Genomic DNA, 10,387 nt, shown 5'->3' with positions numbered 1-10,387 from the left:
ACGACGCCCCCGGCCGGCCTCCCGGCATCCGGGCACCGCCGAACGGGTGAGGAAGACCCGAACCGCACGCCGCGTACGGCAGCCCTCTCCCACCCCCGTGACCGAAGGGACACGAGCAAGGCGCGCACGGGCATGGCACGCCCCGACACCCGCCCAGACCGCCCAGACCGCCCAGACCCACAAGGATCACGGCGTTCGCGGCACAGCCGTCCCACGCTTCCCCGCCCGCCCGCCGGGCAGCAGCGGCAAACGCGCCGCATGCGCGCACCGCCGCCACGCCCGGGAAGGAAAGGCCGTCCACGGTGGCGGCCTTGATCCGGCAGATCTCCGAGCGACCGTGGCAGCGCCCCGGGTACGCCCCTGCAGCACGATGCCCTTCCAGGAAAAGGACTTGAGCTGCCGGCCCAGCTTCTCCTGCCCGCCCTTGACGATCACGACGCAGTGGACACCCTGGCCGAGGAGGCAGCCGCCGCGCCCGCCCCGGATATGCATCGCGCCGCTGGTGACGACGACTCCCGCCAATTCCACAACGGCGTCCAGCAGCAGCTGGAAGCAAGCGATCTCATTCGCCTCCTCCGCCGACGTCCAGCTGGGCAGGTCGACGCCTGGGCGGCGCCGGCCGAAGCGGCGATCAGGCCGGCGGTCGGACCAGTTCGGGGGGCGCGGTGGCGGCGGGCAGGTTGGACAGCCAGTAGTCGGTGGGGGGCGGTGGGCCGCGCATCGTGCGGGTGGACGGTCACGTCCGCACGGGGCAGGACGCGGTGGAGACCCCGCCCCGTCGCCGGGACATCCGGATCACGCGCGCCGGATGTCGTAGTCCTCGTTTGACGACATGACACCACCACCCACGTCTATGCGAGTAGACCCGCAGCATGAACACGAAGTGACCTGCACAATCCTTAGCCGAGCCGGTGACCTGCAGGGCCGTAGTCCAACGAGGGCCTGGCCCCAGCCGACGGCTTCCATGTGCCGGAGGACATCGGCGACGTCTTCGTGATCCTGGACCTGTGGCCTGAGCCCTACTCCGGCTCCCAGACGGCGCACGATGCCCACGACGTAGCCGATGCCCCGGCCGTCCAGGCCGTCGCGGAAGTCGGCGTTCTGCCCGTAGCCGGCATCGGCCACCACCACCGGCGGCACCAGACCCCACCCGGCCAGCTCATCGATGCTGTCCAAGGCCAGGCGCCACTTCTCCCGGTGCCCGATCTCCTGCGGTATCCCGGTCTTGTGCCGCCGTACCGGATCGTCCGCCCACTCCTGGGGCACGAACAACCGCCACTGCAGCGGACAGGACGCGGCATCGGAGACCGCGTGCACGCTCACCGCGACCTGGCAGTTGGCCCGCTTGCCCAGCGCCCCGCAGTACTGGCGCGCGACCGCCACCGACATCTTCCCGTCCTTCGGGAACGACACGTCATCGACCGCCCAGGCATCCGGGCCGATCAGCGGCATCAACCGCTCCGCGATCCGCCGCCGCACCGGCACCGGATCCCAGGTCGACTGGTTCACGAACTGCTGCAGGTTCTGCTCGTTGCCATCCGGCAGCCGCTTTGCCATCGGCTGGATCGACTTACGCCGCCCGTCCAGCATCAGCCCCCGCAGATAGCAGTCACCCTTCGCCCGCTGGTCCTTGCGCGGCACCGATGCGAACACATCAGCTACGAATAACGCCACCTTCGCCCGAGCACGGTTCACTTCATGTGCGTCCACACCCCCACCATGCCGCTGAACACGGCCGACAGGCAGACCTAACGGAGCACTACTAGATAGGCGCCCCATATCCAGGTTCCATGGAAGTGCCCAAATCCGGTGAACGGGGCGGCTCATATCGGATGGTCAGAATGCGGTCGAACCAGCACCGGGTTCACCGTTAACCGCGCTTTCGCGGGGGGTCGAGGTGCGCGAAGAGGCGCGGGTGGCGGTCCGGGCTCAGCCGGCGGAGGCGTGGGCCGGGGAGGGCATGCTGGCGAGGTGGGGCTCGGAGGCTGGCTCGGGATGGTCCGAGGGCGCCGACTCCGGTCGGGTGTCCGCGGACTCCAGGCGGAGCATGGCCGTCTCGTCCGGGGTGCCGGGGGCTGCCTGGTAGACCACCATGCGCTGGCCGCCCGTCCGGGCCAGTCGCATGACCTCGTAGGTCAGGGTCATCGGGCCGGCCTTCGGATGCTGGAAGCACTTCTGCCCGCCGCCGCGTTCGCAGACGTCGTACCGCTCCCAGAGCTGCGCGAACTTCGCTGACTTCAGCATCAGTTCGCCGACGAGCGCGGTCAGCTCCGGATCGTCCGGATCGGCCCCGGCGACCGCCCGCAGATGCGCCACCGAGAGGGCGACGGTTTCCTCCCACGGCTCGTAGAGCGTCCGGCCGACCGGGTGGAGGAAGAGATAGCGGGTCAGGTTGCGCTGGTCCTCCGGCCAGTCCCAGAGTCCGGGCATCAGCCGTCGGCCGGGCGGGTTCGCGGCCAGTACGCGGTTGTAGCGGCTCACCACATAGGCGGGCAGCGGACGCACCGACTCCAGCATCCGCAGCACCGAGTCGCGGACGGTGTGGTCCGAGCAGGCCGGCAGTTCGGAGGGCCGGCCTGAGGCCATTTCCGCAAGTTCGTGCAGGCGTTCGTAACCGTCGCCACGCAGCCGCAGGGCGCGGCCGAGAGCGTCCACGACGGCTGGGGAGGGGTTGGTCTCCCGGCCGCGCTCCAGGCGGATGTAGTAGTCGACGCTCACTCCGGCCAGCGCGGCCAGCTCCTCCCGGCGCAGTCCGGGAGTGCGGCGCAGGCCCGCACCGGCCGGGAGACCGACATCCTCCGGGCGTACCTGCGCCCTGCGGGCCTTCAGGTATCGGCCGAGCTCCGTGCCCCTCGTATCCGCTGCTGCTGCCATTCGGCCATTGTCGCAGGAAGTGAAAGAGCGTGGGGGGCCGTGTCAGGGCCTGGAACGCCGCACCCCGGGCACAGCGCGGCCTTCCGGGCGGCCGCGCGCGGGCGGAGAGTTGATCCGGCGGAGCGGGCGGCCCGTCCGCCGGGGCCCAGGGGGTGCGAGACACCGGTCCGCGGCCCCGGCGGGCTGCGGCCGCCCGCCCGGTCATCTCTGATAAGCCGTCCCTTGCAGTCGCCCAGGAGTTCACCATGCCTGCCACCCCTGCCCCGTCCCCGTCGACCGCCTCCACCCCCGGGCACGACTCGGAACCGTCGGCGCCCGAGCTGCGGCGACGACAGCCGGGCCGAGCCCGGCCAACCGCGCCGCCTGCCGAGGCACCCGCCGTGTCGCAGCGGAGCGGCGTCGCGCTGGTCGCTTCGCTTCTCGGCTTCACCGTGATCACCATCGACGTCTCGGCCGTGAACATCGCGCTGCCCGCGATCCGGGACTCCCTCAGTGGCGGGATGGCCGGGCTGCAGTGGGTGGTTGACGCGTACACCCTGATGTTCGCGGCCCTGATGCTCTCCGCTGGAGCCCTCGCCGACCGCACCGGCGCCCGCCGCGCCTACGCATGGGGCGTCGCCTTGTTCACCCTCGCCTCGCTCGGCTGCGCGCTCGCGCCCGGCATCGGCATGCTGGTCGGCGCACGCGTGGCGCAGGGCGCCGCCGCCGCGGTCGTGATGCCGGCCTCGCTGGCGCTGATCCGGCAGGCCTACGAGGACCCCCGGGCGCGTGCCCGCGCCATCGCGCTGTGGACGGTCGGCGGCTCGGTGGCGATGGCCGCGGGTCCGGTGCTGGGCGGGCTGCTCACCGACTCGGCCGGCTGGCGAGCGGTCTTCCTGCTCAACCTCCCCGTGGGCGCGGTGATCCTGGGCCTGCTGGTCCGGGTGCCGCGCTCCCCGCGCCGGCCCGCCGCACTGGACGGCGGCGGCCAGCTCACCGCCGTACTGACCCTGGCCGGGCTGGCCTTCGCAGTGATCGAGGGCGGCCACCTGGGCTGGACCAGCGGCCCCGTGCTGGCCGCTGCCGCGATCGCCCTCGCCTCCGGGTGCGCCTTCCGCATGGTGGAGGCCCGGCACCGCCAACCCATGGTCCCGCTGGGCATGCTGACGGACCGCCGAGTGGCCGTCCCGCTCGCGGTCGGTTTCGCCGTCAACGCCGCCTTCTACGGCGGAATCTTCCTGCTCGGGCTGTACTACCAACAGCTGCGCGGGATGTCGGCGATAGAGGCCGGACTGATGTTCGTCCCGATGTCGGCGGTGGTGACGGCGACCAACCTGGTGTCGCCGCGGCTGGCAGAGCGGATCGGGCGGCGGCCGGTGATCGTCGCCGGGCAGCTGGTCTTCACCGGAGCGATGCTGGCCATGCTGCCGCTGGCCGCGCACACCCCGGTATGGCTGGTGCTCGTCCTGCTGCTGCCGCTGAGCGTCGGCGGGGCGCTCGCGGTGCCCGCGCTGACCGCGCTGCTCATGGACGCCGTCCCGCAGGAGCGAGCAGGGACCGCGTCCGGGCTGCTCAACTCCCTTCGCCAGACCGGCGGTGCACTTGCCGTCGCCCTCTTCGGCAGCCTGCTCGCCGGCCCCGGCGGCGGCTTCTCCCTCCCGGGCATGCGCATCGGCCTTTTCATCGTCGCCGCCCTCCTCCTCGCTACCGCCGCCCTCTCCCGCCTCCTCCTGCCCCGTGGCTGACCCCATCGATCGGCTCCACGCGCCCGCCTACAGCCGCTCCAGGTCCACGAGCACGTCCCCGTCGCGCCGCCCCGCCTCACACAGTTCAGGGGTGAACCTCTCTCGCTGTAGCAGGCGTACGGGCGCAGCTCGTCATCATCTCGGGCAAGAACAAGGACAAGCGCCTCTCGGTCGCGAGCGTCGATCGCATCCTCGCCGAGGACAGCGCGGCCGACGGCACGGGCTGGGTGTCACGCACAGCTGCTTTGCGGCGACACGGACCGGCCCATGCGGATGGGGAATCAGAGTGAGCAGTTCTGGTGACCTGCTGAGTACCGGGTGGGGAAATTCAAGGCTCTGTCCGCAGTTCCGTGAACGGACATATGGCAGGGAGCGAACGTGCCGCATGTAGCACTCTGGCCAGATGGCAGAGAGCGCCCGGGTACGCGTGGTAGAGGGCTGGATCTGGGACGAGAACGTCCAGCCCTTCTTGCGGGTCCGAGCCTGGTATCGGAACGTGGCCTGCCCGAACTGCGGTGCGGCCGTCGGCCGCCCCTGCCGCACCGCTGCCGGCAACTCCACCGATCGCCATCGTGCGCGCCGTGATGCCGCAGGACCGCTCCCCTATCACCAGTGGAGGGAGGAAGGAGTGATCCCGCCGGAGCTCCCGGCGATCCTGAAGGACAGCTACGCGGCGCGTCTGCAGTTCAACATCGACCAGCCTCTCGGTGACATCGTGGCTATCGTCCGCCACGTCCTGGCGAACCGGCTCGGCCTCGTCGACGAGTCCGCCCTTGACCGGCTCGATGACGCGGCCCGTGCTCTGGTCCTCGCCCGCGGGGCCGTAGGAAGCGCTGACCTGGTGACCGTCCTGGCCACCCAGGTAGCCAGACTCGCCCGCCACATCGCCGGACCGTACGACCCGGACACGGTATTCACCGACGATGAGCTCGGGCCTCAGGGCTACGTACGTACCATTGGATGCGCTTCCCGCAGGTCACACGGCGTTATCCATCCATGGTGTTCCAGCGGTCCGCTCGCACCGGACGAGACTGACTTCTGGCGGCCCATCAGCAGATGTTGCGGTAGGGCAGTTCCGGGACGTACTGATTCCACTCGGTGTGAGTGAATCCGTGCCCGGCACGGCGGCAGGTTCGTGCCGCGAGGGAGGGCAGGTCGGTGGGATAGGCGTGCAGCGGCACGTACAGGCCTGACATACGCAACGTTCTGCCGTCCTCGTCGAATCCCACGGACAGGATCGGTTCGTTGGCCGTGGGCAGCGCCGAGCCCAGCCGTTGGCCGGAAGGGACGTCCCACAGCTGGAGGGTGCCGTCGTCGCCTCCTACGGCGAGCGTCCGGCTGTCGGAAGAGAAGGCCAGGGACTGAACGGTTGCGCCGGAGTCCTGCCGGGCGTCGGTGAAACTGCCGGCCAGTACCGCAAGTCGATGCGTGGCCTCGCCGTCCCAGAGGGTCACCCGGCCGGACTGGTCGCCGACGGCCAGGTAGCGGTTGTCCGGACTGAAGACGAGTGCCGTGGTCGTGTCCGGTGCGAGGCGCCGGCTGGTGAGGCGCCGCGAGGACAGATCGCCGATGTGTCCGTCCGAGGTGACGATGGACGTGCCGTCGGGGCGAACGGCAAGTACCTCTCCTCCGCCGGTGAACGGCCTTCCGGTTCTGACACCGCGTTCGATGTCCCAGGACTCGATGTGGTAGTTGTCCGTCAGCCGGGAGATCAGCAGGGTTCGGCCATCCGGGCCGAGAGCGATGGCGCTGACGACGCCCCGGGCGTTGGTGGGGCGGCCCAGGTCGACGGTCGCGCGGGCGCGGCGGGCGCGTACGTCCCACACGCCGGCCCGCTGTGTGGTGCGGGAGTCCTCGCCGGTACTGGCCGTGTAGGCGAAGGTGCTGCCGTCGGAGCTGAAGGCCATCAGCTCTCCGCAGTCCTGAGGCCCGTCTCCCGGCTCGTCCGGGTTTGCGGGGCACGGTATGCCCGGCAGGTCCACCTGGGTGCGGCCGGTGCGGGCGTCCGTCAGACGGAAGCGGCTCATGTGTCCGCTGCGCCACGTGGTGGCCAGCGTTCGGCCGTCCGGGCTGAACTGAGTCCGTTGCCGTTGTTCGTCACGCCAACCAGGGGCGGTGGCGTCACGCACCGACAGAGTGCGCACCGTAGTTCCCGTCACGGAGTCCTCTCCGGACTGTGTCATGTAGCGGACCGTGTGGCCGTCCGGATCCACGCCGAGAGACCCCAGGAGACCCAGACGTTGGTCGCCCCCGGACGGCAGCGAGTAGCGGAAGACGGGGCCGGATGCGTCTGCCGACAGCCGCCACAGCCGGATCTCCTGGTCATTGGCGGTCGCCAGGAAACGGCCGTCCCGGCTGAAGGACATGTCCGCGATGTCGGTGTAGCCGGCCCCGGCGTCGTCACCGAAACTGGTGGGAATGTCGTAGCCCTTGTGCGGGTCGGGGGCGTCAGGTCGGAGGTTCCATAGACGTAGTCCTCCCTCGGGCATGGCGGCGACGATCTGGTGGCTGTCGGGGCTGAAGAGGGCGGAGCACCCCATTTCGGTACCCTTGGGTCCGCCGGGCGTGGGCAGGGTACGGTGCCGAACCAGATCCCACACCTGCATCGGCCGGCCCGTCTCACATATGGTGGCCAAGCGGTCGTCGGGGCTGATGGTCACGCCCTGGACTTGCCGGCCCTGCCGCTCGAACAGCAGCCGGTGCCGTCGCCAGTCCCATACTTGGACGCGGTTGATGCCGCCGAAGTTGTCGGTGACGTCGAACGTGTGCCCGCCGGTGTCGAACCCCCCGGAGCTGACGGTGTGCAGGGGGATGACGGCCCCGGTGTACCGGCCCGCGACGATGTCCCATACGCGAGCGTCTGTGCCCAGCAGCAGGAGGTAGCGCCCGTCGGGGCTCACGTCTTGTACGTCGTACATGTCGTTCTCCCCCAGGCCGCGGAAAGTGCCGGTCCTGCGGTGCGTCCTGACGTCCCAGCGCACCACGCGGTCGCCCCCGGCGGCGACCAGGGTGCGGGTGTCGGGGGTCATGAAGTACTGGCTGACGTCGTCGCCGGAGGGCGCGAAAGTGTCCTGTTCCTTCTGGGCCAGGGCACCGATGAGGGCGGAGCGCGTCTCGACCGTGTCGGCGATCCGCCAGGCGGCGACGCTGAGCCGCATGGCCGTGACCGGGTCGGTGTAGCGCAGGCTGTCCGCGAGGGCGGCGACCCTGCGGGCGGTGGCCTGGGTGCGCTGCACGGTGCTGGTCCGGCTCTGCTGCCAGGCGATCACTCCCGCCGTGAGGACCAGCGCGACCAGGACGGACACCACGGTGGCCAGGATGCGCGGACGGGCGCGCTCACGGCGCCGGGCCTGCAGGCTGGCGGTGAGGAACGCGCCCTCCAGGGCCGTCAGGACCGCTTCCCGATCCTGGGCGGGAAACGCCTCTTCCGTTGCGGCCAGGAGCGTGCCCCGGTACAGAGCACCGGGATCGCGGTCCAGCGCGTCCCAGGCAGCGGCGGCCTCCGTCAACCGTCGATGGGTACGCAGCCGCTCACGATCGGTGTCGATCCAACTCCGAAGACGAGGCCAGGCAGTGATGAGTGCCTCGTGAGCCAGGTCGACCTGCTCGCCGTCCAGAGTGAGCAGTCGGGCACGGGCCAGCTGCTCGATGACGGTCGTGGTGTCGGTGGCCTCGCCGAAGCCGAACTCCTCGCGGTGGGCGGGTCTGCGGGTATCGGGTGCGCCGTCTCCCGGGGTGACCAGGCGCAGCAGGATCCGACGCGCGAGGTCGGCCTGGGCTGGCGTGAGCCGGTCGTAGATGTCTTCGGAGGTGCGAGTGATGGCACCGTGCAGGCCGCCGAGGGATTCATAGGCCTCGAGAGTGAGGGCTCGGCCCTTGCGGCGCCGCCAGGTTTCCAGCAATGCATGCGACATGAGCGGCAGGGCCCCAGGTTCCCCTTCGACCTCGTTGAGAATGTGCGTCGTCAGTGCGCGTTCCACAATCAGCCCTGTGGCTTGTGCTGGTTTGACGATGGCCTGGCGTAGTTCGTCGCTGCTCATCGGCCCGGCGAGCACGGTGCCGTCCTGCAGGGCGGCGGTCAACTGAGGGTGTTCGGCGCAGCGGCCGAGGAAGTCGGCGCGTACGGCGATGACGACGCGCAGTCTGCTCCCGGGATCGGTAGCGGTCAGGAGGCGGTCGATGAACTGGTCGCGCTCGTCCGGGTCGTGGCAGAGGGTGTAGAGCTCTTCGAACTGGTCCACAATCAGCCACGTGTCCCCGTTGCCGTCCTTGGGGGTCAGCCGCTGCTCATGGGTGCGCAGGGGGTGCTCGCCAGGAGTGAGGACGCGCAGCGCGGCTGGCTGTGGGCCGGCCGGGGCAGGGGTGCGGAGGCGGGGAATGAGGCCGGCACGCAGTAGAGAGGACTTGCCACTGCCTGAGGGGCCGAACACGGCGGTGAACCGACGGGAGTGGGTCAGCTCGACCAGGCGGTCGGTGAGCTCGTCGCGGCCGAAGAACAGATTGGTGTCGCCCGGATCGAAACGGGCCAGACCTCGGTACGGAGGCTTGACGTCCTCATCCTCGGTCCGGGGTTCCGCCGCTACTTCAGCGGCCGCCTGCCGCCAGCGCTCCTCCCACTCCTCCGGATCACCGCTGCACGCCCTGACATAGGCCAGCATGACGGGCAGGGTCGGCAGCCGCTCACCGCTGGCGGCCTGCGACAGGGTGCTTGTCCCCTGACCCCCGCGCTGCGCCATCACCCGGTAGGTCGGACTTCCGGCCTCCGCCCGGAGTTTGCGTAACTCGGCCGCGAACCGCGCTACCGGCCCAGTGGTGGGATCGAGTGGGCTCTCAGGACGTCCCGCCATCGCCAGCTCACCCCTCTAGCCGCCCGCTTCCCCCGTGGATGCGGCGCGAGGCCGGACAAGGTACGCAACCTCGTGGCAGGAGTGCAATCCGAGGGCGTCTGCTTTGGCCACTGCCGCAGCGCCTGGCCGCGACCTGGCGAGTCCACTGTTCAGGGCAGCAGAACTGGCTGCCCATTCATTTCCCGACCCGCTGAACTCGGTGATGCAAGGCAATGAACGGTGATCCAACCGCGCCAGTCGGCGTGGCCTTGGATCTCGATCGTCTGCGTTTCCTTCGCCGGACCTAACGCACGTACGTACCCGGGTTCGGCTGGTCTTCCATCGGAGGTAAGCATGGTCTCCCTGAGTTCCCGCGGCGCGCTACTCGCCGCCGCCACCGCGCTCTTGGGCGGCAGCGGCCTGGTCGCCGCCGCTCCCGCCGTCCCAGCGGCCCCCGTCACCCATGCGATCCCGGCGACGACAACGACCGTGAGGGGTCACGTCAGTGCCGCTCAGGCCGCTGCCGCCGAGCGGTACTGGACTCCGCAGCGTATGAGGGCAGCGGACGCCGCGAGCGGTAACTCCGCCTCGGACGTGGCGCCCCAGTCGGTAGGCCACCCCAAGCGTGTCGGCAAGATCTTCTACCACCTCGCCGGCAAGGACCTGAGCTGCACCGGAACAGTCGTGTCGAGCGGCAGCCGCGACTCGATCCTCACCGCTGGCCACTGCCTGGTCTATCACGGAGGTGGCGCGGCCGAGAGTGGTTGCGATTGTGCCGGCCGGGAGTGTGTCGGTGTGTGCGGTGGCCTTGGCCTCAAGTTGGCGGTACGTCAGTCTGAAGTTCCCCCCGCGAACTGGACAGCGGGTGTCTACGCTGCCGGGACGAGGTTCTGCCTGAGCAAGGATCTCGTTTCGAGCGGGGTGACGTACCCGTAGTCGGGATGCCGACGGAGCCGGCTGCGG

The 10,387-nt window shown here is 70.1% G+C and carries 4 protein-coding genes and 1 pseudogene; 2 read left to right on the top strand and 3 right to left on the bottom strand.

From position 1 onward, the window contains the following. Positions 1-1,053: 1,053 nt before the first annotated feature. Positions 1,054-1,710 (bottom strand): annotated as a pseudogene (locus tag ACIBTS_RS48850) (IS701 family transposase); the annotation flags it as partial. A 219-nt stretch (positions 1,711-1,929) separates the two neighbouring features. After that, positions 1,930-2,874: a helix-turn-helix domain-containing protein gene (locus tag ACIBTS_RS48845; RefSeq protein WP_399328395.1), complete on the bottom strand. Its 945-nt coding sequence runs from the start codon at positions 2,872-2,874 to the stop codon at positions 1,930-1,932. A 245-nt stretch (positions 2,875-3,119) separates the two neighbouring features. Here ACIBTS_RS48845 and ACIBTS_RS48840 point away from each other — a divergent pair, with 245 nt between their 5' ends. Both ACIBTS_RS48840 and ACIBTS_RS48835 read left to right on the top strand, forming a co-directional pair. Further along, the gene (locus tag ACIBTS_RS48840; RefSeq protein WP_399328393.1) at positions 3,120-4,598 is read left to right on the top strand and encodes an MFS transporter; all 1,479 of its coding nucleotides are present in this window, start codon (positions 3,120-3,122) and stop codon (positions 4,596-4,598) included. Positions 4,599-5,001: 403 nt separating this feature from the next. After that, the gene (locus tag ACIBTS_RS48835; RefSeq protein WP_399328391.1) at positions 5,002-5,706 is read left to right on the top strand and encodes a hypothetical protein; all 705 of its coding nucleotides are present in this window, start codon (positions 5,002-5,004) and stop codon (positions 5,704-5,706) included. Here ACIBTS_RS48835 and ACIBTS_RS48830 read toward each other — a convergent pair. Then, positions 5,648-9,334: a DNA-binding protein gene (locus ACIBTS_RS48830; protein ID WP_399328389.1), complete on the bottom strand. Its 3,687-nt coding sequence runs from the start codon at positions 9,332-9,334 to the stop codon at positions 5,648-5,650. The genes ACIBTS_RS48835 and ACIBTS_RS48830 overlap by 59 nt on opposite strands. Positions 9,335-10,387: the final 1,053 nt, after the last annotated feature.

This window comes from Streptomyces sp. NPDC050121, from assembly GCF_044460385.1.
GTDB lineage: Bacteria > Actinomycetota > Actinomycetes > Streptomycetales > Streptomycetaceae > Streptomyces > Streptomyces soliscabiei.
The sequence above is the reverse complement of the archived record's forward strand: the minus strand, read 5'-3'. Positions and strand labels throughout refer to the sequence as shown.